The organism is Ventrimonas faecis (genome assembly GCF_040096075.1).
GTDB lineage: Bacteria > Bacillota > Clostridia > Lachnospirales > Lachnospiraceae > Brotaphodocola > Brotaphodocola faecis.
In genome coordinates this window covers 114,740-140,978 of the sequence record NZ_JBBMFJ010000002.1, presented here as the reverse complement: position 1 = coordinate 140,978, position 26,239 = coordinate 114,740, and the positions used below count along the sequence as shown (strand labels likewise).

29 protein-coding genes are annotated in these 26,239 nt (G+C 47.2%); 21 read left to right on the top strand and 8 right to left on the bottom strand.

All coding sequences use genetic code 11. The annotated features are described in order from the left end of the window. The first annotated feature begins 29 nt into the window (after positions 1-29). Complete coding sequence (gene thiE / locus WMO41_RS01735) at positions 30-656, top strand: thiamine phosphate synthase (RefSeq protein WP_349228348.1); 627 nt, start codon at positions 30-32, stop codon at positions 654-656. On the opposite strand, the gene WMO41_RS01730 is transcribed toward thiE, so the two are convergent. From WMO41_RS01730 to WMO41_RS01710, 5 genes are all read right to left on the bottom strand, one after another. Further along, complete coding sequence (locus tag WMO41_RS01730; RefSeq protein WP_349228347.1) at positions 657-1,388, bottom strand: ABC transporter permease; 732 nt, start codon at positions 1,386-1,388, stop codon at positions 657-659. It lies immediately after the preceding gene. Between the two features lie 2 nt (positions 1,389-1,390). Further along, positions 1,391-2,230, bottom strand: a complete 840-nt coding sequence (locus WMO41_RS01725) for an ABC transporter ATP-binding protein (RefSeq protein WP_349228346.1) — start codon at positions 2,228-2,230, stop codon at positions 1,391-1,393. Further along, positions 2,223-2,915, bottom strand: coding sequence for a precorrin-2 C(20)-methyltransferase (cobI, locus tag WMO41_RS01720; protein WP_349228345.1), 693 nt, complete (start codon positions 2,913-2,915; stop codon positions 2,223-2,225). Before cobI ends, WMO41_RS01725 begins: the two co-directional genes overlap by 8 nt. Positions 2,916-3,063: 148 nt before the next feature. Beyond that, positions 3,064-4,173 carry a tyrosine-type recombinase/integrase gene (locus WMO41_RS01715; RefSeq protein WP_349228344.1) on the bottom strand — a complete coding sequence of 370 codons (1,110 nt, stop codon included), beginning with the start codon at positions 4,171-4,173 and terminating at the stop codon, positions 3,064-3,066. Between the two features lie 6 nt (positions 4,174-4,179). Next, positions 4,180-5,196 (bottom strand): coiled-coil domain-containing protein, encoded by a 1,017-nt coding sequence (locus WMO41_RS01710; protein ID WP_349228343.1) that lies wholly within the window; start codon positions 5,194-5,196, stop codon positions 4,180-4,182. A 439-nt stretch (positions 5,197-5,635) separates the two neighbouring features. Between WMO41_RS01710 and WMO41_RS01705 the strand changes: the two genes are divergently transcribed. The 3 genes from WMO41_RS01705 to WMO41_RS01695 all read left to right on the top strand — a co-directional run bounded on the left by WMO41_RS01705 (position 5,636) and on the right by WMO41_RS01695 (position 6,700). After that, entirely contained in the window at positions 5,636-5,854 is a 219-nt protein-coding gene (locus WMO41_RS01705; RefSeq protein WP_349228342.1) for a hypothetical protein, read from the top strand. Between the two features lie 36 nt (positions 5,855-5,890). After that, on the top strand, positions 5,891-6,496 hold the full coding sequence (locus WMO41_RS01700; protein ID WP_349228341.1) for a thymidine kinase: 606 nt from the start codon (positions 5,891-5,893) through the stop codon (positions 6,494-6,496). Between the two features lie 81 nt (positions 6,497-6,577). Further along, a complete protein-coding gene (locus WMO41_RS01695; RefSeq protein ID WP_349228340.1) occupies positions 6,578-6,700 on the top strand; it encodes a hypothetical protein in 123 nt (40 codons plus the stop codon). A 64-nt stretch (positions 6,701-6,764) separates the two neighbouring features. On the opposite strand, the gene WMO41_RS01690 is transcribed toward WMO41_RS01695, so the two are convergent. The 3 genes from WMO41_RS01690 to WMO41_RS01680 all read right to left on the bottom strand — a co-directional run bounded on the left by WMO41_RS01690 (position 6,765) and on the right by WMO41_RS01680 (position 9,096). Then, on the bottom strand, positions 6,765-7,487 hold the full coding sequence (locus WMO41_RS01690; protein WP_349228339.1) for an amino acid ABC transporter ATP-binding protein: 723 nt from the start codon (positions 7,485-7,487) through the stop codon (positions 6,765-6,767). Continuing rightward, the gene (locus WMO41_RS01685) at positions 7,471-8,139 is read right to left on the bottom strand and encodes an amino acid ABC transporter permease (protein ID WP_349228338.1); all 669 of its coding nucleotides are present in this window, start codon (positions 8,137-8,139) and stop codon (positions 7,471-7,473) included. The genes WMO41_RS01690 and WMO41_RS01685 overlap by 17 nt, the downstream gene beginning before the upstream one ends. An 81-nt stretch (positions 8,140-8,220) precedes the next feature. Further along, entirely contained in the window at positions 8,221-9,096 is an 876-nt protein-coding gene (locus tag WMO41_RS01680; RefSeq protein ID WP_349228337.1) for a substrate-binding periplasmic protein, read from the bottom strand. Positions 9,097-9,268: 172 nt separating this feature from the next. Here WMO41_RS01680 and WMO41_RS01675 point away from each other — a divergent pair, with 172 nt between their 5' ends. From WMO41_RS01675 to WMO41_RS01595, 17 genes are all read left to right on the top strand, one after another. Then, positions 9,269-10,144, top strand: a complete 876-nt coding sequence (locus WMO41_RS01675; protein ID WP_349228336.1) for a polysaccharide deacetylase family protein — start codon at positions 9,269-9,271, stop codon at positions 10,142-10,144. 1 nt (position 10,145) lies between these two features. Next, positions 10,146-11,057, top strand: coding sequence for a polysaccharide deacetylase family protein (locus tag WMO41_RS01670; RefSeq protein WP_349228335.1), 912 nt, complete (start codon positions 10,146-10,148; stop codon positions 11,055-11,057). Further along, the gene (locus WMO41_RS01665) at positions 11,054-12,478 is read left to right on the top strand and encodes an MATE family efflux transporter (RefSeq protein WP_349228334.1); all 1,425 of its coding nucleotides are present in this window, start codon (positions 11,054-11,056) and stop codon (positions 12,476-12,478) included. The genes WMO41_RS01670 and WMO41_RS01665 overlap by 4 nt, the downstream gene beginning before the upstream one ends. Before the next feature lie 451 nt (positions 12,479-12,929). Next, complete coding sequence (locus WMO41_RS01660) at positions 12,930-13,304, top strand: ArsR/SmtB family transcription factor (RefSeq protein ID WP_349228333.1); 375 nt, start codon at positions 12,930-12,932, stop codon at positions 13,302-13,304. 61 nt (positions 13,305-13,365) lie between these two features. Further along, a complete protein-coding gene (locus WMO41_RS01655) occupies positions 13,366-13,851 on the top strand; it encodes a hypothetical protein (RefSeq protein ID WP_349228332.1) in 486 nt (161 codons plus the stop codon). Further along, the gene (locus WMO41_RS01650) at positions 13,848-14,384 is read left to right on the top strand and encodes a pilus assembly protein PilX (RefSeq protein ID WP_349228331.1); all 537 of its coding nucleotides are present in this window, start codon (positions 13,848-13,850) and stop codon (positions 14,382-14,384) included. Before WMO41_RS01655 ends, WMO41_RS01650 begins: the two co-directional genes overlap by 4 nt. A gap of 4 nt (positions 14,385-14,388) precedes the next feature. Beyond that, positions 14,389-15,993, top strand: coding sequence for an FAD-binding protein (locus WMO41_RS01645; RefSeq protein ID WP_349228330.1), 1,605 nt, complete (start codon positions 14,389-14,391; stop codon positions 15,991-15,993). Between the two features lie 2 nt (positions 15,994-15,995). Continuing rightward, positions 15,996-16,670, top strand: a complete 675-nt coding sequence (locus WMO41_RS01640; protein ID WP_349228329.1) for a 2Fe-2S iron-sulfur cluster-binding protein — start codon at positions 15,996-15,998, stop codon at positions 16,668-16,670. Positions 16,671-16,957: 287 nt separating this feature from the next. Next, positions 16,958-17,287, top strand: coding sequence for a DUF4491 family protein (locus WMO41_RS01635; protein ID WP_349228328.1), 330 nt, complete (start codon positions 16,958-16,960; stop codon positions 17,285-17,287). A 118-nt stretch (positions 17,288-17,405) separates the two neighbouring features. Further along, positions 17,406-18,758, top strand: coding sequence for a hypothetical protein (locus tag WMO41_RS01630; RefSeq protein WP_349228327.1), 1,353 nt, complete (start codon positions 17,406-17,408; stop codon positions 18,756-18,758). Between the two features lie 38 nt (positions 18,759-18,796). Next, positions 18,797-19,039: a type II toxin-antitoxin system Phd/YefM family antitoxin gene (locus tag WMO41_RS01625; protein ID WP_349228326.1), complete on the top strand. Its 243-nt coding sequence runs from the start codon at positions 18,797-18,799 to the stop codon at positions 19,037-19,039. 98 nt (positions 19,040-19,137) lie between these two features. Beyond that, a complete protein-coding gene (locus tag WMO41_RS01620) occupies positions 19,138-19,377 on the top strand; it encodes a hypothetical protein (RefSeq protein WP_349228325.1) in 240 nt (79 codons plus the stop codon). Positions 19,378-19,623: 246 nt separating this feature from the next. Continuing rightward, positions 19,624-21,492: a TIGR03960 family B12-binding radical SAM protein gene (locus tag WMO41_RS01615; protein ID WP_349228324.1), complete on the top strand. Its 1,869-nt coding sequence runs from the start codon at positions 19,624-19,626 to the stop codon at positions 21,490-21,492. Beyond that, on the top strand, positions 21,476-22,189 hold the full coding sequence (locus WMO41_RS01610; RefSeq protein WP_177291598.1) for a TIGR03936 family radical SAM-associated protein: 714 nt from the start codon (positions 21,476-21,478) through the stop codon (positions 22,187-22,189). The genes WMO41_RS01615 and WMO41_RS01610 overlap by 17 nt, the downstream gene beginning before the upstream one ends. Further along, on the top strand, positions 22,182-23,369 hold the full coding sequence (locus WMO41_RS01605; RefSeq protein WP_494338413.1) for a ribonuclease E/G: 1,188 nt from the start codon (positions 22,182-22,184) through the stop codon (positions 23,367-23,369). Before WMO41_RS01610 ends, WMO41_RS01605 begins: the two co-directional genes overlap by 8 nt. A 34-nt stretch (positions 23,370-23,403) precedes the next feature. Further along, entirely contained in the window at positions 23,404-24,759 is a 1,356-nt protein-coding gene (gene trkA / locus WMO41_RS01600; protein WP_349228321.1) for a Trk system potassium transporter TrkA, read from the top strand. 15 nt (positions 24,760-24,774) lie between these two features. Next, positions 24,775-26,214: a TrkH family potassium uptake protein gene (locus WMO41_RS01595; RefSeq protein ID WP_349228320.1), complete on the top strand. Its 1,440-nt coding sequence runs from the start codon at positions 24,775-24,777 to the stop codon at positions 26,212-26,214. The last annotated feature ends 25 nt before the right edge of the window (positions 26,215-26,239 follow it).

Below are 26,239 nucleotides of genomic sequence, written 5' to 3'. Positions count from 1 at the left end.
ATAATAAACAGGAAAAGAGGAGAAGAATTATGAAGCATCTGGATTTAAGCTTATATCTGGTAACAGACAGTACCTATCATACGGAGGAATCCCTGCTGCATACCGTGGAAGAGGCCTGTAAGGGCGGCGTAACGCTGGTACAGCTTCGGGAAAAGAACACAGGAGGAAGAGATTATCTGGAAAAAGCCTGCAAAATCCGTGAAATCACGGACCGTTACCAGATCCCGCTGATCATTGATGACCGCGTGGATGTGGCTATGGCCTGCGGGGCAGCCGGAGTTCATGTTGGAGCCTCTGATCTTCCTGTAGCGGAAGTCCGCCGTCTTCTTGGTCCGGATAAAATTGTCGGGGCAACTGCCAAAACAGTAGAAGCCGCACAGAAAGCATATCAGGACGGTGCTGATTACCTTGGCGTCGGGGCCATCTATCCGACCACAACGAAGGTAACTACCGTCCTGACGAAAGTTTCCACACTGTCTGCCATTTGCAAGGCTGTTCCGATTCCGGTGGTTGCCATCGGCGGATTAAACCTGGGCAATATGGATATTTTAAAGGGAAGCGGTGCTAACGGAATTGCTGTTGTATCCGCAATCATGAAAGCAGAAGATCCGAAAAAAGCGGCAGAAGAACTGCGCCTGGCAGTAAAGCAGCTGTAATTACAGGTTTTTCTTTTTGTATAAGAACCAGGAGGCTGCAGCGGAAAAGCAGAGCAGATACAGAACCAGAATCCCTATGCCAGACCAGGAAAATGCTTCATGATTCGCAATCTGGCGCAGGGCAGCACTGGTCTGGGACAGTGGAAGATAGCCGACCAGCTGCCGGATTCCGCCCGGCATGTCCTGGGTGGAGAAAAACGTGTTGCACAGATATGCCATCGGCATGATCACATAATTGGAAAACCGTGGCACATCGGCATGGTTTTTCGCGTAAAAGGAAACGACCACGCCAATGGTGGAAAAAACAGCTCCATTTAAAAACATGAACAAAAAGGACCAGCCATTAAAGTAAAGTCCGGTCCGGAGCGGAAGAACCAGAAGAATGATCACACTTCCCGCATACAGGCCACGCAGGCTTCCGCCTATAATCTGGCCGGCAATAAACTGCCACAGCGGAGTCGGCGAGATCATAACCTGGTCAAAGGCCTTTTCATACAGGCGTTGTACATTCAGTGTCTGGGCAATGGCATTAAAGCTGCCATTCATGGTAGTCAGCGCCACTACACCCGGAATCAGAAAATTCAGGTATGGCTGTCCATGCGATACAGTCTGTACGCCAAAGCCAAATACCAGAATATAGAGAATCGGCGCAATCATGGCCGCTGAGGTAATCTTAAAGAAATTATGGCGAAATTCCACCCATTTTTCCCATAGTACTGTAAGAATTCCCATGGTCACTTGCGATCCAGCTTTCCAACGTGCTCCAGAAAAACATCTTCCAGCGTTGTGCTGCGAAGCGTTGTTTCCCAGGGAGAGTCAGAGAGATACCGGATTGCTTCCTCCTTTCCGGAAAAATAATGGCTCCTCACACCGTCCCCGGTTGTCTCATCGACGGCATAACGGCCAAGGAGTTCAATCATGTGTCTGGGGGTATCCGTTTCTTCCAGAACTCCGCGGCACATAAAGCCCACACGGTCACAGAGAGACTCTGCCTCTTCCATATAGTGGGTAGTCAGCAGAATGGTCAGATTCCGCTGGTTCAGTTTTTTTAAGAGATTCCACATCTGCCGGCGGGCCAGCGCGTCCATACCGGCGGTTGGCTCATCTAACAGCAAAATTTCCGGTTCTGTCAGCAGTGCGCGGCAGACCATAAGTTTTCGTTTCATCCCACCGGACAGCTTTCGGACGGTTCGCTTTCGATAGTTCAGCAGTCCGCAAAAGTCCAGTAATTCTTCGGAACGTTCCCTGATCTTTTTTACCGGCATATAGTAAAGCCGACCCTGATATTCCATGATTTCATCCATAGTCATGTCCTGTCGCATGGAATATTCCTGGGTAACAACGCTGAGCTTTCGTTTCAGTCGGTCATTTTTTCTGGTCAGCGGTTCTCCATCAATTTGGATGGAGCCCTTTGTTGGCAGCAGAAGTGTAGAGAGCATGCTGATGGTGGTTGTTTTTCCAGCTCCGTTTGGTCCTAAAAGTCCGAAAAATTCTCCGGTTTTGATGGTAAGATTTAAATCACTGACCGCGACAAACTGGTCATATTGTTTGGTCAGATGCTGCAGTTCAATCATGATGATCCTCTTTTACAACAACAATGGAATAGTAGCTGGCCTGATCCGGAATATCGTCAGCATTGTGATAAATATGTTCCTCGGGCATTCCGCAGTTTTCAATCATGGAACATTTCATATTGCTCCGTTTTAATGCCTCTTTTACCAAAGGCATTTTGGAAGCAGCCTTCATTAATACCTTGGTTCCCGGCAGTTTTAACGCGTCCTCAACACCGTAGGTGGATGGAATGATATGAAGCTGTTCCGAGCGGTCCACAAGACTGTCCTCCAGACGGGCGCTGACCGCACAGAAAGAGGGAATCCCATTGATAATCTGTGTGGCATAGCCGCGGGCTTTCACCAGCCGGTGAATGTAAATGTAAGTGCTGTAAATGGTCGGATCCCCCAGCGTAAGGCAGGCCACATCCTTTCCCTGCTCCAGCTGTTCTATGATCCGGTCCGCAGCAGTCTGATAAGCCGCATTTAACACGGCACGGTCTTTTGTCATAGGAGTGGTAAGGTCAATGCATTCCTTGCGGTCAATATCCTCTACCATACCGCTTGCGATCCGGTACGCAACGGCGTTTCCTTTTCCATCGGCCGGAACGGCAATCACCGGGCAGTGTTTGATGGTATCTACTGCAAGACAGGTCATAAGACGGGAATCTCCGGGACCTACTCCAACACCGTATAAAGTTCCATTCATAATTGATTTCCTCTCAGTTTCACCAATGTAAATTTTTGCACCCTATCAGTATACCTTAAGACGGCAAAATGAACCAGCATCTTTTTTGAAAAATTGCCTATGTGCCTATGCTTTATGCCATAATAAAAAAACAACCTGACGAAGGCAATTACAGAAGATCAATGTGTTTTACGCTCTTGCGCCGTTCTTCCTCAATGGCAGCATAAAACTTTCTGGTAATATTGACATCATTGTGCCCCAGAATATCCGCAACCAGATAAATATCATTCGTTTTCGCGTAAAGGGCAGAGCCGTAGCTGCTCCGAAGCTTATGCGGCGTGATCTTTTTCTTCGGTGTTGCCACGGACGCGTACTTTTTAACCAGATATTCTACGCTGCGCACCGTCAGACGCTTCCTGCGAAGAGAGAGAAAAAGCGCCGGTTCTTCCTGGGGGTTCAGCTCCTCGGTGTGATTCGCTTTTGTATGCAGTTCCATGCGTTCTTCCAGATAACGTTCCAGATACTGCGCAACTTCATTGCTGAAATAAACCGTTGCCTCTTTTCCACCTTTCCGGTGAATATGAATTCCCTGTTCCTTCAAGTCTACATCTGACAGGTTTAAACCAACACATTCCGATACACGGATACCGGTTCCCAGCATGAGCGCCAGAATCGCGCAGTCCCGTACTCTTGTTTTCTGATGAAACTGCTGTTGCTTTGGTGAGAGACCAGCACCGCTTTCGGCTTCTTTTAACAGTTCTTTGATTTCTTCCTGGTTTAGCCGGATAATCTCTTTTTCCCGGATTTTCGGCACTTGCATAGACAATGTAGGATTGGCAGTGATCTGGCCAGTACGCTGGAAATAACCAAAAAAACTTTTCAGGGAGAAGAACTTTCGTTTGATTCCCTGTTCTTTGTTGGTATTTCGATGGTCCGGATCATCCGGGCGGTATTTCAAATATTCCAGATAACGTTCCAGATCGGTGACGGAAATCCGACGGAACTGTTCCATGGTGAAGTCTTTGGCGGATAATCCCGCAAAGCGGTTTTCTGGTTTGGCTTCTATGCATAGCGATGAGGCCTCCTTGGCGCGTCCGCTGATAAGAAAATCAAAAAACATACTGATATCATACGCATAGGAAAGCCTGGTCATGGAAGAGGTAGCCGGTTCGATTCCACGAAAGAAATCCGCGCAGAAAGGCGGGAGAGCAGTAAGCAGCTCCTGCAGTTTCGCTTCATTCTTCTGGTCGCGCTGCTCATGGTACGGCAGTTCATTCATGCTGCATTACTCCCTTTCTGTACCGGCAGAAGAGCCTTGTGCTTTGTTGTCTGTATCTGGCTCCTCTGAACCTGTTTTTGGTTTCTGTGTGTTTTCCTGTGCCAGCTTCATGCGCAGCTGTTCCAGTTCGGCCTGCAGCCGCACGGTTTCCCGGTCGGCGTTTCTCAGTTCTTCCTGCATTTCCCGTTCCTTTGCGATTACGGCGCGTTCCTGTTCCAGTTCCGCCTGCATCCGTGCCTGCTTTAGCATAGCCTGTGTATCCGCATCTTTATCCGTGAGCTGCCGCTTTAGATCCGCAATCCGCAGCCGGTCATCCAGGCGCTGATTTTCCATTTCCCGAACCTGTTCCTGCAGCTGTGCTGCAGTCTGTTCCAGAGTGTTCTTTTGTTCGGTCTCATGGGACAGTTTTTGTTCCAGTTCCTGAATCTTTAGTTGGGACGCAGCAGCTTCTTTCTTTGCCTGTGTCTCTGATTGCAGCAGCGCGTCATATTGAGCCATTTTGTTCTGCAGCTCCTGATTCTGCATTTGCAGGATGCGGTTCATCTCTTCCTGATCCAAAGCGGCCTTTTTCGCGGCATCCATCTGGCTGATGGCATACTGGGCCTGTTCCTGCAGCCGTTTCTGCTCCTCGCGCAGGGCTGCCATACCTGCTTCCGTTTCTTTCTTTTCTGCTTCCAGGAGATCTACTTTTTCCCGCAGTTCGTCAATCGTCCGGTCTTTTCGTTTTAAATCTGACTGAAAGTGTTCCTGTACGCGCAGTTCCGCGTTGCTGCTCAGCTCAATGCTGTTGATATAGGCCGATAAAATGTCTTTCAAAAGGCGTTCAAAATTTTCTATTTCTACAATACGGCCAGGAGTCGCGGCCTTGGCGTTGTTCAGCTCCAGAACCTGCAGAAGATGATCAAATCCCTGCGCCTGGTTCATTCCGTGGGATGTGCAGAACTGGCGGAATGCTTCCGCAGAATCCGGATCAATGCGGAAGTTCACCTGTTTGCTTTCTTTTGTGGTCTTTTCTTCTTTCATATCTTCATCCTCCTGAAAAATAGTATAACACAGGGGCAAATGTCCCGTCAAATAGAAGCGTCATACATAAATAGAAGTGCTATATAATGCTATACATAGATATGCTATACATAGCACTGTATAACGCGATAATCGAGAAAAAAGCGTAGGATAGCAGGTGTGAAAACGTAAAAATTAATGTCAGATAATTCAAGAAGATGAAAACACAATTTAAAATTTCAACAAAAAACAGGCAAAAATTAGAACAAACATTCGAAAAATGTACTTTAACATTGCGTAAAACCTTAGTTTTGCGCAATGTTAAAACAAAATTAGGTACAATTAGGCTGAAATAGGCTGAAATAGGCTGAAATGCAGGAGGAACATTTACATTTCCGAAAAAAACAGATATAATCCTATGGATTGAAGAGAAAACAGTACAGGAGGTGAGAGTACAATTATGACAATACTATTTGCTGTAATTTTTTTAGTACTGATTTTTAAATGCGTCGGTCTGGCCCTCAGAGTTTGCGGAAAACTTCTGGGAGCAGTCTTAAGTCTGGTTGGTTTTGTTCTGTCTCTGGCAGTGGGCGCAGTTTTGTTTGGACTTTCTACTGCTTTTGCAGCAGTGCTTTTCCTGGTTGGAATTGTATGGCTGGTGATTCGGATTCTTTTATAGGGAAACGTAAAAAATAGAAATTGAGAGGTTACTGGGATGGCAAAATTATATTTCAGATACGGCGCGATGGGCAGTTCCAAGTCTGCAAACATTCTGATGGTGCGCTACAACTATGAGGAGCGCGGGCAGTACGCGGTACTTTTGAAACCGCGGACAGACAATCGCGACAGGGAGAATGAGATCTGTTCCCGGATGGGACTCTCTGCTCCGGCCGGTTATGTGGATGAGTTTTTAAAAGAAATATCGGGAGTCTGGGCAAAGGAGAGCGGAGAATACTGTTACCATGGGAAAGAAGTGAATGCCATTCTGGTAGATGAAGCGCAGTTTCTTTCCCCAGATGAGGTGGACACCCTTTCGGATTTTGTAGACTTTTACAATATTCCGGTTCTGTGCTATGGTCTGCGGACAGACTTCCTGAATCATCTGTTTCCGGGCTCGAGGAGACTGATGGAGATTGCGGATGTAATCGAGGAGGTCCCTACGGTCTGCTGGTGCGGAAAGCGGGCACAGTGCAATACCCGTTATGCAGATGGCAAGATTGTACGCGAAGGTGCACAGATTATGCTGGGCTCCAACGAAAGTTATGTGGCACTCTGCAGGAAACATTATAAGGAAGGAAAACTCTGGAGACAGAAGCACTGACAGGAGTTTACTTTTTGAGAAAAAACAGACAAATTCAAGCTGTGAAATAGGAGAAAAAGAACATGGAGTCCGGTACTAGCCATGAAACGGAACGAAACCCTGATTCTGTGTCTGTCCGGAAGTAACTGCCTGATCGACATTCCGGCCGGGTCAGAAGGGCTCCGCCGCGGGGATCCGTTAAAAAATAATTTTCCTATTAAATAAACAAAGACCAGATCCTCCGTCCCCGGTGGTATCTGGTCTTCTTTCATTCATATAGGACTTTTTCTTACAGCACTTTCTCCAGAAAGCTCTTTGCCCGGTCCGTTTTCGGATTCGCAAAGAATTCTTCCGGGGTGGAATCTTCCAGAATGTATCCTCCATCAATGAAGCAGATCCGGTCTGCCACCTCTCTGGCAAAGCCCATCTCATGGGTAACCAGAGCCATGGTGATACCCGTGTGAGCCAGGTTCTTGATAACCTCCAGAACCTCTTTTACCATCTCCGGATCCAGTGCGCTGGTCGGCTCATCGAACAGCATGATCTGCGGCTCCATGGCCAGTGCTCTGGCGATGGCAATTCGCTGCTTCTGTCCGCCGGACAACTTGCCCGGATATGCGTCTGCCTTTTCCGTCAGGCCGACCAGCTTTAAAAGCTCCATGGCCTTTGCCTCTGCCGCAGACTTTTCTACCTTGTTTACCTTCATAGGCGCATAGGTCATGTTTTCCATGACGGTCATATGCGGGAACAGGTTGAAATGCTGGAATACCATGCCGATATTCTTGCGGATTGCCTGGATATCAGTCTTCGGCTCTGTAATATCCGTTCCTTCAATCAGTACGGTACCGCTGGTAGGACGCTCCAGCAGATTCATACATCTGAGAATGGTGGATTTACCAGAACCGGACGGGCCGATTAGTGTCACCACCTGACCTTTTTCAATCTTCAGATTGATCCCTTTCAGGACCTCCAGGTCACCAAAACTTTTATGTACATCACGAAACTCGATCACTTCTGTTCACCCACCTTTCCAGACGGCTGGCCACAGCCGACAGAATCATAACCATTACGTAGTAAATCAATGCAATCACCAGATACGGCTCAAAGAACCGGAATGTCAGTACGGTGATCTGATCCGCTGCACGAAGAAGCTCCACTGCACCGATGTAGGAAAGAATGGAAGATTCTTTCAGAAGTGCAATTGCTTCATTGACCAGGCTTGGAAGCACATGCTTCACCGCCTGGGGCAGCACGATGTCTTTCATCATATCCCGGTAAGAAACTCCCAGGGACATGGCCGCTTCATACTGGCCTTTGTCTACGCCCATGATACCGCCGCGGAAGATCTCAGAGATATAGGCCGCAGAGTTCAGGGAAAATGTCAGGATGCCGGACTGAGTCGTAGTCAGTGTAACACCAATCAGCTGTGGAAGACCGAAATGTACGATACACAACTGTACCAGCAGCGGGGTCCCGCGGAAAATAGATGTGTAGAACCGACCGAACCATACCAGCGGTTTGCAGTTACTGATCTTAATCAGTGACAGCAGCACACCTAACAGAAATCCCAGAACCAGACAAATGCCGGTCATTTTCAGGGTTGTCAATGCTCCGTGATATAAAAACGGCCAATACTGCCACACGCAGCTGAAATCAAGATTCATACCTTACTCCTCTCATGGAAAAGAGTCCGGCAAGCCGGACTCCATCATCAGACACAATTCCAGACGATCTGTTTGTGTAATTTAGTCCAGAATAAACTGCTCACTCAGATGATCTGCAATGATAGCATCCAGCTCGCCGTTCTCCATCATCTCTTTCAGAGTGCTGTTGAATGTCTCATAGTACGGAGACTCTTTCGGGAATCCGATTGCAAAGCAGTCATCTGTCTTGTCTAACAGGCTCATAGCCAGAGTATCATTGTTCTTCAGGAACTCGGTTGCGCCGGCGCCGTCTACGATGCATGCATCTACACGTTTGCTCTTTACTTCCTCGATACAGGCCGGGCTGCCCTGAATACCTACCGTCTCTGCGCCTTCAACGCTCTCAGCAACCTGCTGATAGTTGGTTCCGAATACATACGCGATCTTCTTGCCCTTCAGGGAATCCAGATCCGGATAGCTGTCCTCAGAACGATATACAATGGCATTTCTCGGATAGAAAAAGATCTCAGAGAAGTCCAGAGTCTGCTTACGCTCTTCGGTCGGTGCCATACCGCCGCTGCAGAAATCAATCTGTTTTGCCTGAATCGCTGCCATCAGGCTCTTGAACGGCATATCTACGAATTCTACTTCGCCGCCATTCTTCTCAACAACGGTTTTGATGATATCAATATTCATACCCACATAGGTCTTTTTGCCGTCTGCTGCCATCTCGATGGACTCAAAGGGTACAAATGTTGCGGAGCATCCTACCTTTACAGTCTTGCCGTTAAACGGATTCTCAGCAGATACTTCTGCTGCGCTCTCTGCTGCAGTGGTCTCTGCGGTGGTTTCTGCTGCAGTCGTTGCTGCCTCAGCTGCTGCAGTGGTTGCTGCAGTATCTGCCTTGCTGCCGCATCCGGTCAGCATTCCGATCGCCAGCATTGCGCTGACTGCCAGTGCCAGTCTCTTTTTCATCATAATTTCCTCCTCAGTAAGTACAAAATGTATAATCATGTAAACATGCGGATTATTATACCATAGAAGGAACAAACTTGCAATCCCCCTCTCTTGACTTCTTTTACCCCTCTCTTGACTTCTTTTACCTCCATGATATAATCGAACTGAAAAAATGATACAAAGGAGAATCTCCATGTCCTATCTGATTGATGGAAAGACCAATGGTCCCGCACTGTCCTGGCCGGATGGAAAGCGGATCGCCGTGATGGTAACATTTGATTATGATGCAGAATTTCTGCGTATTTCCCGTGCCGAATCAAAAGGCACTTCCATAGGTTTCACTGACTTTTCCCGTGGACAGTATGGTCCCTACGAGGGGCTGTCCCGCTGTCTTGATATGCTGGACACCACCGGCATCAAGTCCACCTTCTTCGTACCTGGCATTGTCGCAGAGACTTACCGGGATACGGTGTGCCAGATTCACCGGCGCGGCCATGAGCTTGCCTGCCACGGCTATATGCACGAGTCCCGGCGCGGCATTTCCCGTGAGGAAGAGTGCCACATTCTGGATCGGAGTGAAGCGGCTCTGATGGACATTACCGGTAAGAAGCCCTTGGGACACCGCGGACCGGAAAGCATCATCCACCCTTTCACACCTCAGCTGCTTCAGAAACGTGAATATTTATACAGTTCTTCCATGAAAGACTGCGACTGGCCCTATCTGTGGGAAGTGGATGGACAGACGCTTCCGCTGGTAGAACTTCCCTGTGATATTACCATGGATGATTTTACCTATTATTATTTCACCTTCAGCGATCCGGCTGTCCGAGCCATGTACACCAACCGGGAAGTTTTCCAGAACTGGAAGCAGGAATTCGATGCGTTGGCCGAGGAAGGCAACAAGCTTTTCATCTTGAAGCTTCATCCCCAGATGATCGGCCGTGCCAGCCGGATCGGCATGGTGGGAGAGCTGGTCACCTATATGCAGGCTCACGGTGCCTGGATCACTACCTGCGAGGAAGTGGCCAGGTATGTGCTTGATCAGTACACGAGAAGGGAGGTGATCTGACATGACACAATGGCCTGACAACAAACGAATCGCCATAATGCTGGCATTTGACATTGACGCCGAAACCATGTGGACCACCCGGGGCGACGGCAATGAAGATCACATCACCAACCTTTCCCGCGGTGCCTACGGTCCCAAGCAGGGCATCCCCCGCATTCTGGATATGCTGGATGTCCACCAGGTAAAAGCCACCTTCTTCATCCCCGGTGTTATTGCGGAAAAATATCCTCTGGTGGTACAGGAGATTGCCCGCCGTGGTCATGAGATCGGCTTCCACGGATATCTCCACGAAGAATTTACCAGCACCACCCGTGAGGAAGAAGATGCAACCATGCACCGCAGTGAGAAGATCATCGAAGATCTGACCGGGCAGAAAATGGCCGGACACCGGGCTCCGGGCGGCGTGATCCATGACTACAGCCTGGAGCTGTTTCTGGAGCACGGATATATCTACAGCTCTAACTGGCGGGACAGCGACGGCCCGTTCCTGCATCAGATTGATGGTAAAACCGTTCCTCTGGTAGAGCTTCCCAAGGATTCCATCTTCGATGACACCGCTTATGATTTTTACACAGATTCCGCACCGGAACGATACGAACTGAAATCACCGGACGAAATGTACGAAATCTGGAAAGAGGAGTTTGATTCTCTGGCAGACGAGGGACGTATGATCAACTTTGTACTTCACCCTCAGTTCATGGGGCGTGCCAGCCGGATTCAGATGCTCAGCCGCCTGATCGGATATATGAAGACCCACGGCGCATGGCTGGATACCAACAAAGCCGTGGCATCCTGGATTCTGGAGCAGAACGGCTTCGGCTCTGACCCGTCCAAAGTCCAGGAAACGCCAACCGGTCACTCAGAAACCTGGGATCCGCGGACCCATGTGTCTGCCAGGGAGAAACTGCTATGACATCCCGGGTTTCCTCCCAGGGAGACTCTCAGGACTCCATCTTCTCACCGGAAACAGAGCACCACATTCCTGCCACGATCATGAAACTGGCCTGGCCGGCGATTCTGGAGCAGTTTCTGATCTGCATGGCCACACTGATGGATACCGCCATGGTTGGTTCCATCGGTGCCGTGGCTACCGCATCGGTAGCCATCAACATCTCCACCGTATGGCTGATCAACGGATTCATCACCGCCATCAGTGCCGGCTTTTCCTTTCTGATCTCCCATGCAGTAGGAGAAGGGAATCCGGTAAAGATCCGCAGCATCACCTGTCAGTCCATCACCTGCTCCGTCCTTCTGGGCGGACTGCTGATGTTTGGAGTGGAACTTGTCTGTCATCCTCTTCCCATCTGGCTTGGAGCCGCAGAGGATGTCATTCCCCATGCCCAGCGTTATATGCAGATCATCGGGCTGGGACTGATTCCCCAGGCACTTTCCGTGGTTCTGTCCTCCGTATTCCGTTCGGCTGGAAACACCCGGATTCCCCTGGCTGCCAACTTAACGGCCAATGCCGCCAATGTGATCGGCAACTACCTGCTGATCTATCCGGTCCGCCAGATTCCCCTTGGAAGCATATCCATTCCCATGTGGGGAGCCGGACTTGGCACGGCAGGTGCCGCCCTCTCCACCTCCGCATCCCAGTTTCTGCTGGCAGGGATTCTTCTGTACATACTGGCAAAAAAATCCACTCCGGTTCAGATCCCGCTGTTTCACAGCCGATATCGCATCCAGAAACCTCTGTTTCTTCAGATGTGGCGCATCAGCTTTCCGGTTCTGCTGGAACGCCTGACACTGACCAGCGGCCAGATGGCTCTGACCGCCATGATTTCAACACTGGGAACGATTCCTCTGGCTGCTCACTATCTGACCAACCAGACAGAAGGACTTCTTTATTTGCCCGCCTACGGATTTTCCTACACCGCCACTGCGCTGGTCGGGCAGTCTCTGGGGGCAAAACGTGGGGATTTGGCCGACAAATTCGCCTGGAACATCTGCATCATCGGTTCGGTCGTGATCGTTGCTGCCTGCATTCCGGTGGCCATTCTGTCCGGTCCTGTCATCCGTCTGTTCAGCAATGACCCTCAGGTCATCGCTCTGGGTTCCCGGACACTGTTCATTGCCGCAGTCACCGAACTGTTTTTCAGCTTTTTCGTCATTACCTGCGGCATCTGCCGCGGTTCCGGGGATGTACGCTTCTCTCTGCTTGTCAGCATCATCGGCATGTGGGGGCTGCGGATCGGACTGGTCTACCTGGCCACCCGTCCTCTGCAAATGGGCATAACCGGTGTCTGGATTGCCATCGCCATCGACTGCTTCATCCGCATGGTGCTCTGTATCTGGCGACTGAAGAGCGGAAAATGGAAAGAGCATTTCATCTGAAACATTCATAAGGTACAAAATTCCCCCGGAGCTGCAGCGATGGCACTGAAAAACATACCATTTTTATTTTGACTTTAATAAAAAAGAAAAAATCCATCAGAGTTTTTATGATTCTGGTGGAGTTTTTTGTTAGGCGAAATATAAATTGCTTGTCTTTTTCGGATAAAGTTCTTATTTTTCATTCATTAATTTAAGGTCACCTCATTCTGGCGGCCTTTTTATATTTGGAATTGTGCGACGGGCGAAATGGCGTTCTTTTCACATAAATGCCGAGAAGAAAAGATGGGTAATGCAGCGATGGAAGAAGAGAAGTAAAGGAAGGAACGAGATATGTAGGTAATTAATAAGGAAACGATTGAAAAACTGAATCAGTGTTGACATAGACAGGTAGAAGTTATATCATAATAGAAAAGTTGAACAACTATTCAACCAATAGAAAAGAGGAATTTATATGTGCAAAACGGAAGCAGATACATATCAATGTGATTGTAACATTATACATGAGAAAGTTGTGGAAACCGTGCGCCAGGTAATGCCGGAGGAAGAAAAGTTTATGGATTTGGCAGACACTTTTAAGATATTCAGTGATTCAACAAGAATAAAAATTCTTTATGCATTGATGCAGGCAGAAATGTGTGTATGTGATATTTCTGCTTTAATCGGAATGACAAAGTCTTCGGTCTCGCATCAATTACGCATATTAAAACAGTCTAACCTTGTAAAATACCGGAAAGATGGAAGAATTGTTTATTATTCTATTGCAGATGAACACGTGAGATCTATATTTAATGAGGGCATGATGCATATATTAGAGCAGGAAATATAAGGAAACTGTATGGTTTTGTGTATAAAATCAGTTTGAAAATTCTAAACAGGAGAAATAGTTGATGAAAGAACGAATTCAACATCGGATGCTGGTTTTGCTGGTTTTGATGATTATTGCTGGAGGCATTTCTGTTTTTCTTAATAATGCAAGCTATAATCCGGATTTTTCAATGATAGATGCAATCAGTGGAGCTTCAAAAAAATCACATCGTGATAAAGGAAAAAGCGAGACTGTTTCTGCGTGGGGATATTCAAAAGACGATCTCGCTTTATCAGGAGAAGATTATACAGAAAGAATAATCCTAACAGCAGGGAATACCTACAAAATATTAGAAAATACAGCCACTGTTGGAAATGAGGATGATATCGTGCTTTTGTCTGATAAGGAAAATGAAGAATATCAGAAAGCAGTCAGGAATATATCGGACTATCTGAAAACGCAGGGATATCACGTCCGGATAAAAGAATGCAGTGAAATTATGATGCTGTCTTTTGTACATGCAGGCCATTTTGATATGTTTCTTATGAATGAGGAGGCGGCACAGTGAGAAAATGGAATAATATACTTGCAAGGGTCATCATTGTACTGTTTTTGCTTCATGCTCTTATGGGAAGTCTGATGTTGCTGGGACTTAGCACGATTTCTTTTCTGCCGCTTTCCTGGCTGCTGGTAATGGCTGTTGCTGTTCATGGGATCATGGGATTGATATCAACGCTTATGGCGGTAAAAAGTGGAAAAGCAAGCGGACGCTGGTATTTAAGACAAAATGCAGCGTTCTGGACAAAAAGAATATCAGGGATTGCGATTCTATTATTACTAGCCTTTCATGTAACGGCATATACAACAAGTGTGAATGGCAGATTTTTCTTAAAAGAATTTACTTTTGGACGGATGTTATCACAGATTTTATTTGTACTGGCAATTTTTATCCATTTAGCTGTAAGCATAAAATCTATGCTGATTGCAAAAGGAACAGTTAAATTCAAAGAAAGAACGTTTGATTGGCTGCTGGTATTATCTGTTATGATGCTTTTCTTTACGGCAGCAGTGGTTATTTATTATATTCGGTGGCAGATGTGAGAAAATGATGGAAGAAAAAATGATTATTATAGGAACTGGTGCAGCAGGATTAAGTGCAGCACTGGAATTCGCAAAAAATGGAGTAAAATCAATACTGGTATCCGATATGCCTTCGGAGCGGGCGCAGTCAGTAATGGCGGAAGGTGGTATTAATGCTGCAGTCAATACAGAAAAAGATTCACCGAAATTTCATGCAGAAGAGACTATGAAAGCGGGAAGATACATAGCAGATCCAAAAGCGGTGGCCCAGATGACTGAAGCGGCACCACAGATCATTGAAACACTGTTTTCGGAAGGAATGTCTTTTACGCTGAATGAAGATGAAAGACCGGATGCCAGGGCATTTGGAGGGCAGTCTGTAAAAAGAACTTTTTTTGCAGCTGCGAATACGGGAAAACAGTTAATGTATGTTCTGATAGATCAGGTTCGCAGATATGAAGCAGAGGAAATCATTGAACGCTACACCGGATGGTCATTTCTGAAACTGCTGTATGACGGTGCTCAGGCATATGGTTGTGTATTAGTTCATCCGATAACACAGGAAAAGAAGAATTTTTATGGAAAAGTCCTGATTACGTCCGGCGGACTGAATGGGATGTTTGGTAATGCTACCGGTTCTGTCAGAAATACAGGAGCTGTGTCAGCAAATCTTTTTGCTTCCGGGGTAAGATTTGCAAACGGAGAATTTATACAGTATCATCCGACGACTGTAAAACTTCACGGAAAAAATATGCTGATTACAGAGGCTGTACGAGGCGAAGGCGGCAGACTGTATGTTCTGGAAAATAATAAACCGGTTTATTTTATGGAAGAAAAATATCCGGAATTAGGTAATCTTATGCCGAGAGATGTAATTGCAAGAGAAGAATGGATGCACATGGAACAGGGAAAACAAATCTATCTTGATATGAGTCATCTGGATAAAGAAGTATATGAAAAGAGGTTAAAAGGAGTTATTGACGACTGTATCCGTTTTCTTGATCTTGATCCAAGAAAAGAACCGATTCCGGTATTGCCTGGAATCCATTATTTTATGGGTGGTATCTGGGTGGATACAGATCATCGTACATCTATGAGGAATCTTTATGCAGCCGGGGAATGTGCATGTCAGTATCATGGTGCAAATCGTCTGGGTGGAAATTCACTTCTGGGAGCATTATATGGAGGAAGTGTTGCTGCAAAATCGGCAATGAAAGATGAGAGTATCGTGGAAAACATGAAACCGATGCCAGATGCTGTGGGCAGAAGAGCAGATGCTGCAGGCAGTTATGCTGAAAACTGGAAGCAGTTACAGGAAATTATGAAAAACGGGCTTGGAATCGTACGCTGTGAGGAAACACTGAAGAAAACACTGGCAGATATAGATAACCTGTTGGAAAAAGTAGAAAGGGAATACGACAGCAGTGCAGAAGAAGTGGAAAATCAGGCACTTTCAGACTGCTGTCTGCTGGGAAAAGCAATGTTGATGTGTGCAATGGAACGTAAGGAAAGTCGTGGATCACATATCAGAAGTGATTATCCGGCAGAATGTGAGAAATATCAGAAGCAGACGATCGCAGAATATGTCACTGGAAAGATTCAGATTCATTTTCAGAAGGCGGGTGAATAAGAATGACGATTGAAATTTCTGTAAAAAGGCAAAAAAGTAAAGCTGAAAAACCATATATACAGAAGTTCCTCTATACAGGAGACGGAAATTTGTCGATCGCTGACTGGCTGACAGAAACAAATCAGAAAGAGGCAAAGGCAGATCGTATTGCATGGGAATGTGGTTGCCTGGAAAAAAAGTGCGGTGCCTGTGCGATGCTTGTGAATGGTTATCCTGTGCTGGCGTGCAGCGTGTTCTTAAAGAAGACAGTAAAGCATGGAAAGATCTTACTGGAACCTTTTCGTAAATTCCCGCTTATTAAGGATCTTGTCGTTGATCGAAGCACGATTTTTGATACCATGAAACACATGAAAGTGTGGATAAGTGAAAAAAATTCCTCCGATTATTTATGGGATCGGGAACTACAGTACAAAGCCGGTCAATGTCTGCAATGTGGCTGCTGCCTTGAAGTTTGTCCTAATTTTCTGGCCGGGAAAGAATTTGCAGGGGCTTCTGCAATGGTAGAAGCGTATCGGGCAATTGAACAGAATGATTGGGATGGTCACAGAAATGAAATGAAACAGGAATATCGAAAACATTTCTTTACATACTGTGGGCAGTCGCTTTCCTGTAAATCAGTCTGCCCCCAAAGTTTGCCGTTAGATACAATTCAGGCAAGGGTAAATGGATATAAATAAGAATGAATAATTTCTATGTGATGTGTCTGTAAAATGAAAGATGTCTGTTCAAGTGGATCAGGTAAACGGCTTTGACCCTTTGTAAGTTCAGGTTTTGTCATTTCCGTAATTCGTAACTGTTCAGTACCCTCACAGTTACGGGCAAAAATCCATTGAAAACTGCCTTCGGCAATGGGATTTTTGCCTGCAAGCCCATGTTTTCATACGGTCATCGCAGTGAATGCGCAGACCTACTGAACAGTTACATTTTAATAATATATTTTCAAAGAAAGAGAAGATAATTAGATATGCATCTGGAAGGATTATTTGTCGGAATTTTTACGTTTCTTGTTATCGGAGGTTTTCATGGAATTGTGGTTAAAACAGAATATTATTTCAGTAAACGCGTTTGGCCGCTATTCCTAATTTTGGGTGTGTCTTTTCTGATACTGTCTTTATGGATCAAGAATATCGTTGTTGGAAGTATTATAGCAGTATTTGGTGTTACCTGCCTCTGGAGTATTAAAGAACTTTTTGAACAGGAAAAACGCGTACAAAAAGGTTGGTTTCCAGAAAATCTAAAACGAAAAAGGAGAGAAGAGGAAAAACAAAGAAGAAAAAAGGTAAGCGCTGAATAACCCACCGTCTTTCCATTCCAGCTAATTCATGAGACAATCATTCTAATCCAAGTGAGTTAAGACATTGGACAAGTTTGGTTCAAAGTGAAGCAGCACTCTGTACGATAATGGGCAGATCATGGAATACGCTCTGGCGACCGGCATGACAGATACCGGCATGACCGGGGATCATTACCGCATCTGGCTGATGGATCACCCGAAACTGCAGGTATACAATGATCTGCACAAACTGTCTTACGTAGAAGTAAAACTGGATAGCGGAAGTAACTATTTTGCCGACCCGGCACAGATGACAGATCGCATGGTCAATTACTTACAGTCCCGTTTCGAGTCCGGAAAATATGCATACGTGACTTTTCCGAAAGACACTAACACCAAGTGGCTGACGAAGACATGGCTGGAGGATCATGTCGGTGGAACCGGATACAATTATGTACAGTACGAAGCGACCCGTGACGATACTTATGACACGATCCTGATCAAGAATCCATCCACTATTTTGAACAATGAAGAAGCAGCCAAAAAACTGCAGGAAGCACTGACAGCCAGCGGACAGGCTGCTATCATATCAAGGGGAAAAGCAGTTGCTTACCTGATAGAACAGGCCAGAAAACAGGAAACCACAGTAACCGTTGTCTATGCGGGAACCGATGAATCCATCATGGTAGGCGAGGATGTAAAGAACGCAACCGGCGTGAAAGAAATCAACCGTTGCAATGTAAAAACGGAAAAAATACGTGTGGATGGCCAGATGTATACCATCCGTACCTACACGCTTGCTTATACATCCTTAAAGGATGTTCTGATTAGCAGCCTGGAATCCGACAATGCAAATCTGATCGTGGATATCGCAAATGGAATCAACGCAAACGGAAAGACCCTGGAAGAAGTATATACGGACCGTATTCAAAATGCTCACGGAACCGTCAGCTTTGATCTTGTGTTAAAGGGCTCTAATGATGGAGATTATATGCAGAGATTTAAAAACATGATCGCCGATAACGGGATTAAATTGCAGGGCAAGGTAACACGTGATGCGAAAGTTAGAAACACCGAATACAATGGCGTTATTTATTATGTAAACCGCTATTTCTATGTGTGCCTTTCCGGAAAAGATGATATTATCAATAAAATGGCAGAGAAATACCATAACGCCAAGGTGATCACGTTTACAAATACAACGGATACAGCCAAGAAGATTTTCGAGTACACGAAAAAGGTATTTCTGGACGCGAGAGTTTCTCAACAAGACAAAGAGACGGTACATGCATATTATGTGATTGATCTTTCTGAAGGTACGACCGATGATACGAATAAGTTAAGAGGAACATTGAAGATCCGGAAGGAAGCTGGTGAAGATCTGTCAAATACGGAATACTCGATTTTTTATCCGGCTATCAACAATCGGATGATTTATATTTCATTGCGGAAATCAAAAAAAGCGAAAATAAATAGGTTGTATTCCACCTAGAATAGTAATACAATATAAATGAAAGAGAGGTGTTTATCATGACAATCGATACAAACACAATGATTTCTATCACAGAAGCGAATCAGAATTTTTCTAAAGTAGCTAGAGTAGTAGACGAACATGGAACGGCTGTGATTTTGAAGAATAATGTTCCTCGATATCTGGTTATTGATTTCAGCAAAGCAGAACAAATGAAAGTAGCGTCTACAGAAGATGTCCTTTCTATATCAGAACGATTGATTCAGAAAAATATGGAAGCGTATGAGGTGCTTGCGAAATGAAAACTTAAAACAAATACCCTGGTCTGTACCTCCCGCTCCTTATCGCCTGTACAACCGGATGCCGGATCAGCGAATTGATCGCTCTGCGTTTTCAGGATGTGGATTATCATAAAAAGGTGCTCCATGTGACTGCGCAAGCGGGACGCCCCATAGACATATCCGGGCTTGAAAAAGGCAGCAGGACAAAACAACGTCTTTTCCTGATTTTTGAGGTTCCTGGATTTGACGAATATTCGGAAAACTTAATAAAAAGTTCGACGATAGAAGCTCGAAAAATCGCTTCCCGGAAAGAATCTGTTGCGGAAACGCGAGAAATACCGTATAATAATGCGGTCTGATCTGTACATTTAGAACGGATTTGTCCGTAAAATGATGGAAAATCCGAATTGTGCGTATTTCAGAAACAATTTTTTTGTCGTAAGAGCGAAAAATATTATGTAAACTGTCTGTGAGAAAAAAACACTTGACAAGAATTTGTGTTTTTGCACTTACGGAGAAGAACTAAAAAAGAACAAAAAAGAACCAAAAAAACAGCGATGAACACATCGACAAAAACGTGAGAAATGTAGGTAAAATAAGGTTTTATGAGAAAATTAGCATTGAGTGATGAGATCCTCTTATCGGTGCAGCAGCCTGCTCGGTATCTGGGTAATGAAATGAACGTGGTCATGAAAGATTCGTCCCTTGTGGACATTCGGTATGCCTTTTGTTTCCCGGACGTTTACGAAATTGGTATGTCCCACCTGGGCATGCAGATCCTGTACGCGATGTTTAACAAGCGGGAGGATGTCTGGTGTGAGCGCCTGTTTTCCCCGTGGACAGACCTGGACAAGGTGATGCGGGAGCAGCATATCCCGCTGTTTGCGCTGGAATCCCAGGATCCGGTGAAGAATTTTGACTTTCTGGGCTTTACCATCCAGTATGAGATGTGTTACACCAACATCCTGCAGGTGCTGGATTTAAGCGGCATTCCGCTGCATGCGGCAGACCGTACCGGGGAAGACCCGATTGTTATTGGCGGAGGCCCGTGTGCCTACAACCCGGAGCCGCTGGCCACATTTTTTGATATGTTCTACATCGGCGAAGGCGAGACCCAGTACGACGCGCTCTTTGACCTTTACAAAGAGAACAAGAAAAATGGCGGCAGCAGAATGGATTTCCTGGAGGCAGCAGCCAAGCTTCCAGGCATCTATGTGCCGATGTTTTACGATGTGGCTTACAAGGAGGATGGCACCATTGCCTCCTTCACTCCGAACAAAGAGGGCATTCCGGCCACCATTACCAAGGAACTGGTTATGGACATGAACGATGTTCCGTATCTGGAGAAGCCGGTTGTTCCTTATTTAAAGGTTACCCAGGACCGCGTGGTGCTGGAGATCCAGCGCGGCTGCATCCGCGGATGCCGTTTCTGCCAGGCGGGCAACATTTACCGTCCGCTCCGGGAACGCAGCCTGGAGTTTTTAAAGGATCACGCGTATAAGATGTTAAAGAGCACCGGACACGAGGAAATTTCCTTAAGCTCCTTAAGTTCCAGTGACTACACCCATCTGAAAGAGATCGTAAACTTCCTGATCGAGGAGTTCCAGGGCAAGGGCGTAAACATTTCCCTGCCGTCCCTGCGAATTGACGCTTTCTCCCTTGATGTCATGAGCAAGGTTCAGGACATCAAGAAGAGTAGCCTGACCTTTGCGCCGGAGGCTGGTACCCAGCGTATGCGTGATGTCATCAACAAAGGTCTGACCGAGGAGATCATCTTAAAGGGTGCTGCTGAGGCCTTTCACGGCGGATGGAACCGCGTAAAGCTCTACTTTATGCTGGGACTTCCGACCGAAACCAGAGAGGATATGGAGGGCATTGCCCTGTTATCCGAGAAGGTAGCAGAGCTTTACTACGATGAGATTCCGAAGGAGCAGCGCAACGGCAAGGTGCAGGTGGTAGCAAGTTCTTCCTTCTTTGTGCCGAAGCCATTTACCCCGTTCCAGTGGGCACAGATGTGTACCAAGGAAGAGTTCCTGGAGCGCGCTTACATCGTAAAAGATAAGTTCAAGGAAATGTTAAATCGCAAGAGCTTAAAATACAACTACCATGAGGCAGACCTGACGGTGCTGGAGGGTGTTCTGGCCCGCGGTGACCGCAAGGTGGCTTCTGTCGTGGAAGAGGTATACAAGAACGGTGCCATGTTTGATTCCTGGGGCGAGTATTTCAACAACGATACTTGGATGCAGGCCTTTGAGACCTGCGGCGTTGACCCGGATTTCTATACCGTAAGAGAAAGAAGCCTCGATGAGATCTTCCCGTGGGATTTCATTGACGCGGGTGTGACTAAGGAGTTCTTAAAACGCGAGTGGCTGACTGCACTCGGTGAAAAGGTAACTCCGAACTGCCGCCAGCAGTGTTCCGGCTGCGGCGCAAGAAAATTTGGAGGAGGTGTCTGCTTTGAAGATAAGAATTAAATTTGCCAAGGAAGGCACCATGAAATTCATCGGCCATCTGGATATCATGCGTTATTTCCAGAAGGTCATGCGCCGGGCCGATGTGGACATCCGCTACAGCGAGGGCTTCAGCCCGCATCAGATCATGTCCTTTGCGGCACCGCTGGGCGTGGGACTGGAAAGCCGCGGCGAGTATGTGGATATTGAAGTGCTGAGCACCGATTCTTCCAAAGAGATGCTTCGCCGCATCAATGAGAATATGGTCGAGGGCATGGAGGCGCTTTCCTATAAAGCACTTCCGGATGACGCCGGAAACGCCATGTCTTTAGTAGCTGCAGCCGATTATGAGGTCCGCTTCCGGGAAGGCTACGAACCGGCTGACCTGGACGCATTCTTTGCCGGGATTCCGACGTTCCTGGAGCAGGAAGAAATCGTCATCGTAAAAAAGACCAAAAAGGGAGAGCGCGAGGTGAATATCCGTCCGCAGATCTACCAGATGGAAGCCCGCCCGGATCATGTAATCTTTTTACAGATTGCAACCGGAAGCGCGGCAAACTTAAAGCCGGATGCCGTCCTTCGTGCTTATGCAGAAAGCCGCGGTGAGGCTCTGGGCGAGTTTGCCCTGATGGTGACCCGCCTGGAAGTATACGCAGACAAGGGAACAGAAGAGGAACACGAATTTGTAACCCTGGATTCATTTGGAGAAGACATTGAATAAATTGATCGTCACCCGATGGAACAGTCGCGTCCTGACCGCTCTGGTTTCAGAGAAAGCAACCATAGAGCTGGGACTTGTGGACACGGCCTCCATTCTGGGCAATATTTATATTGGAAAAGTAAAAAAGATCGTCAAAAACTTAAATTCCGCTTTTGTGGATTTCTCAGAAGGCCGCACCGGCTATTACAGCCTCACGGATAACAAGGTCACGCTGTTTGCCGACGGCCATGAGGGAAAACTCAAAGAGGGCGATGAAATCATTGTACAGGTGGCAAAGGATGCCGTGAAGACCAAGGATCCGGTTCTTACTGGAAACCTGAATTTTTCCGGTAAGTATGCGGTTCTGACTACCGGAAAACGGATCATTGGATTTTCGTCCAAGATTGAGGACCGGGAGTGGAAGGAAGCCATGCGCCCGCAGATCGAGGTGCTTCTTGAGGGTAAGGATACCGGCATCATCATCCGCACAAACGCATATGGACAGGAAACAAAGCTCCTTCGGGAGCTTTCGGCGTTACTGGAACAGTATGAGCGAGTCATGAACAACGCCCGATACCGCACCTGCTACAGCCTGCTTCACGAGGCAGAGCCGGATTATATTAAGAGCCTGAGAAACAGCCCGTCCGGAAGCCTGGAGGAAGTGGTGACTGACCAGCCGGATCTTTACGCGCGTCTACAGGAATATTTTGAAGTTTCAGATATTTTCGAGACCACCGGGCTGCGTTTTTATGAGGACAAGCTCTTAAGCCTGACGAAGCTTTACTCCCTGGATCACGAGATGGAACAATCTTGTCAGAAAAGGGTATGGCTAAAGTCCGGCGGATATCTTATAATAGAGTGCACGGAGGCTATGGTGGTCATTGACGTCAACACCGGAAAGTATTCCGGCAAGAAGAATCTCGCTGACACCATCCGTCTCATCAATCTTGAGGCCGCAAAGGAAATCGCGCATCAGCTGAGACTGCGCAATCTGTCCGGCATCATTATGGTGGATTTTATTGATATGGACACGGAAGAGGACAAAACGCTCCTTATGGATACCTTACGGGCGGCGGTACGTCCGGATCCGGTGAAAACAACCGTCATTGACATGACACCGCTGAATCTGGTGGAAATGACACGCAAGAAAGAAAAAAGACCTCTCTGGGAACAGATCGCGCAGGTTCAGAAAAATCTGTGACAAGATTACGATGGGAAAGCAAAGGGGATGTAACATGAAGATTATCATTGTGGGCTGCGGCAAGGTAGGACTTACCCTGACCGAACAGCTGAATAATGAGGGACACGATATTACCGTCATCGACAAGGACGGCTCCAAGCTCCGTTCCGTTACGGATAATATCGATGTCATGGGTGTGGAAGGAAATGGCGCAATTTATCAGGTGCAGATGGAGGCTGGTATTAAAGAAACGGATCTTTTGATTGCCACCACCAACTCCGATGAGTTAAATATGCTCTGCTGCCTGATCGCGAAAAAGGCAGGTAACTGCCATACTATCGCGCGAATCCGAAACCCGGAGTACGCCAACGAGGTACAGTATATCCGGGAGGAGTTAAACCTTTCCATGGCCATCAACCCGGAGCTGGCTGCAGCCACGGAGATTGCCAGACTGTTAAAATTCCCGTCAGTCATCAAGATCGATGCCTTTGCCAAGGGCCGTGTCGAGCTGATGAAGTTTATCATTCCGGATAATTCCGTGCTGGACAACATGCAGGTTTACGAGGTGGGACCGCGTCTGCACTGCAGCATCCTGATCTGTGCTGTAGAACGCGGTGCGGATGTCATCATCCCTGGCGGTAATTTCCGCCTGCAGAAAGGAGATAAAATTTCCTTTGTTGCATCGTCGTCCCAGGCATCCGAATTTTTCCGGCAGGTCGGTATTTCCAACACCACAGTCCGGACTGCTATGCTGGTAGGCGGTGGAAAGATCAGCTATTATCTGGCCAAAATGTTAGAGGACACTGGCATCAAAATTAAAATTATCGAGCAGGATCTGGCCCGCTGCCATGAACTGAGTGAACTGCTGCCAAAGGCCATGATCATTCACGGAGATGGTTCCGACCAGCAGCTTCTGATGGAAGAGGGCATTACCCAGACCGAGTCCTTTGCGGCGCTGACCGGCTTTGATGAAGAAAATATCATGCTGTCTCTCTATGCAGCCAGCGTATCAAAAGCCAAGCTTGTAACCAAGATCAACCGTATTGCCTTTGAAAATATCATCCAGCAGATGAATCTCGGCAGCATCATTTATCCGAAGATGATCACAGCAGACGGCATCATCCGTTATGTCCGCGCCATGCAGAATTCCATGGGAAGCAATGTCGAGACCCTGTACAAGATCGTGCAGAACAAGGCGGAGGCGCTGGAGTTCCGCGTTGGAAAAGATGCGCCGCTCATTGGCATACCGCTGGAAAAGCTTTCCTTTAAAGATAACCTGCTGATCGCCTGCATCAACCGCGGCGGACAGATTATCACCCCACGCGGTAAAGATACCATCGAACCGGGAGATACCGTAATCGTGGTTACCACGCATTCCGGACTGAAGGATTTAAAGGATGTCTTAAAGTAGAGGGATGGGTGAACGATGAATATTGGAATTGTATTTTATTTTCTGGGATGGGTTCTCGGGATCGAAGGCATTTTAATGATCCTTCCCTGTGTAGTGGCACTGATTTACCAGGAACCCAGCGGTTTCTATTTTCTGGGTGTGGCGCTGTTTTGCGGCATCAGCGGATGGCTGCTGGCCCATAAAAAGTTAAAGAGTACCGTATTTTACGCCAAAGAAGGATTCGTGGCCGTATCGCTTAGCTGGATCGTGTTAAGTTTCTTCGGCGCGCTGCCGTTTTTCTTAAGCGGAGAGATTCCGCTTCTGGAGGACGCACTGTTTGAAGTCATTTCCGGCTTTACCACCACCGGAGCCAGTGTGCTGTCAGATGTGGAGGCCTTAAGCCGCTGCATGCTGATGTGGCGAAGCTTCACCCACTGGATTGGCGGCATGGGTGTGCTGGTCTTCATTCTGGCGGTACTTCCGCTGGCCGGAGGCTACAACATTCACATTATGAGAGCGGAAAGCCCGGGGCCTTCTGTGGGCAAGCTGGTTCCGCGAGTCCGCACCACAGCAAAGATTCTGTACCTGATCTATCTGTTCATTACCGTCGTACAGATTATTCTGCTGCTGTTTACCGGCATGCCGTTATTCGATTCCATGGCCATGAGCTTTGGTACCGCAGGTACCGGAGGCTTCGGCATCGTCAACAGCAGCTGCGGCGATTACACATCCCTGCAGCAGTGGATCTTTACCATTTTTATGATCCTGTTCGGTGTGAATTTTAATGTGTATTACCTGTTTCTGATCCGCAAGCCGAAGGATGCCCTGCGCTGCGAGGAGATGAGAGGATATCTCGGGATCATCCTGGTAAGCACGCTGCTTATCACCTGGAATATCCGCGGCATGTTCCCGGATATCCTGACTGCATTAAAGCACGCGGCATTCCAGGTCGGATCCATCATCACCACGACCGGTTATTCCACCACGGACTTTGATCTGTGGCCCGGCTTTTCCCGGACAATCCTTGTGTGCCTGATGTTTATCGGTGCCTGTGCCGGAAGTACAGGCGGCGGAATTAAGGTATCACGTATTGCCATTGCCGTGAAAACTGTGAACAAGGAGCTCTCCTCCCTGATCCACCCGCGAAATGTCAAGGTACTAAAATATGAAGGAAAGGCCATTGAGCACAATGTGCTGCGTTCCATCAATACGTACCTGGTAGCCTATATCCTGATCTTTACAGTGTCCCTGCTGCTCATCAGCCTGGACAACTTTGATCTGACCACGAATTTTACGGCTATAGCGGCAACCTTAAACAACATCGGTCCGGGACTTTCCAAAGTCGGGCCGACCTGCAACTTCGGTATTTTCAGCCCCCTCAACAAATATATCCTGATGTTTGACATGCTGGCAGGCCGCCTGGAGCTGTTCCCGATGCTGCTTTTGTTTGCCCCGCGTACCTGGATGAGAGAGTAGCAGACACCACGTACGTTTCCCATAC

Coding starts and splice junctions, on each gene's coding strand:
- WMO41_RS01655 (WP_349228332.1), top strand. CDS start 13,366: ATGAAAGAACGAATTCAACATCGGATGCTGGTTTTGCTGGTTTTGATG.
- WMO41_RS01685 (WP_349228338.1), bottom strand. CDS start 8,139: ATGAATCTTGATTTCAGCTGCGTGTGGCAGTATTGGCCGTTTTTATAT.
- trkA (WP_349228321.1), top strand. CDS start 23,404: ATGAAGATTATCATTGTGGGCTGCGGCAAGGTAGGACTTACCCTGACC.
- WMO41_RS01595 (WP_349228320.1), top strand. CDS start 24,775: ATGAATATTGGAATTGTATTTTATTTTCTGGGATGGGTTCTCGGGATC.
- WMO41_RS01665 (WP_349228334.1), top strand. CDS start 11,054: ATGACATCCCGGGTTTCCTCCCAGGGAGACTCTCAGGACTCCATCTTC.
- WMO41_RS01660 (WP_349228333.1), top strand. CDS start 12,930: ATGTGCAAAACGGAAGCAGATACATATCAATGTGATTGTAACATTATA.
- WMO41_RS01725 (WP_349228346.1), bottom strand. CDS start 2,230: ATGATTGAACTGCAGCATCTGACCAAACAATATGACCAGTTTGTCGCG.
- WMO41_RS01670 (WP_349228335.1), top strand. CDS start 10,146: ATGACACAATGGCCTGACAACAAACGAATCGCCATAATGCTGGCATTT.
- WMO41_RS01675 (WP_349228336.1), top strand. CDS start 9,269: ATGTCCTATCTGATTGATGGAAAGACCAATGGTCCCGCACTGTCCTGG.
- WMO41_RS01630 (WP_349228327.1), top strand. CDS start 17,406: ATGGAATACGCTCTGGCGACCGGCATGACAGATACCGGCATGACCGGG.
- WMO41_RS01615 (WP_349228324.1), top strand. CDS start 19,624: ATGAGAAAATTAGCATTGAGTGATGAGATCCTCTTATCGGTGCAGCAG.
- WMO41_RS01645 (WP_349228330.1), top strand. CDS start 14,389: ATGATGGAAGAAAAAATGATTATTATAGGAACTGGTGCAGCAGGATTA.
- WMO41_RS01710 (WP_349228343.1), bottom strand. CDS start 5,196: ATGAAAGAAGAAAAGACCACAAAAGAAAGCAAACAGGTGAACTTCCGC.
- WMO41_RS01695 (WP_349228340.1), top strand. CDS start 6,578: ATGAAACGGAACGAAACCCTGATTCTGTGTCTGTCCGGAAGTAACTGC.
- WMO41_RS01730 (WP_349228347.1), bottom strand. CDS start 1,388: ATGGGAATTCTTACAGTACTATGGGAAAAATGGGTGGAATTTCGCCAT.
- WMO41_RS01625 (WP_349228326.1), top strand. CDS start 18,797: ATGACAATCGATACAAACACAATGATTTCTATCACAGAAGCGAATCAG.
- WMO41_RS01680 (WP_349228337.1), bottom strand. CDS start 9,096: ATGATGAAAAAGAGACTGGCACTGGCAGTCAGCGCAATGCTGGCGATC.
- thiE (WP_349228348.1), top strand. CDS start 30: ATGAAGCATCTGGATTTAAGCTTATATCTGGTAACAGACAGTACCTAT.
- WMO41_RS01635 (WP_349228328.1), top strand. CDS start 16,958: ATGCATCTGGAAGGATTATTTGTCGGAATTTTTACGTTTCTTGTTATC.
- WMO41_RS01705 (WP_349228342.1), top strand. CDS start 5,636: ATGACAATACTATTTGCTGTAATTTTTTTAGTACTGATTTTTAAATGC.
- WMO41_RS01715 (WP_349228344.1), bottom strand. CDS start 4,173: ATGAATGAACTGCCGTACCATGAGCAGCGCGACCAGAAGAATGAAGCG.
- WMO41_RS01700 (WP_349228341.1), top strand. CDS start 5,891: ATGGCAAAATTATATTTCAGATACGGCGCGATGGGCAGTTCCAAGTCT.
- cobI (WP_349228345.1), bottom strand. CDS start 2,915: ATGAATGGAACTTTATACGGTGTTGGAGTAGGTCCCGGAGATTCCCGT.
- WMO41_RS01640 (WP_349228329.1), top strand. CDS start 15,996: ATGACGATTGAAATTTCTGTAAAAAGGCAAAAAAGTAAAGCTGAAAAA.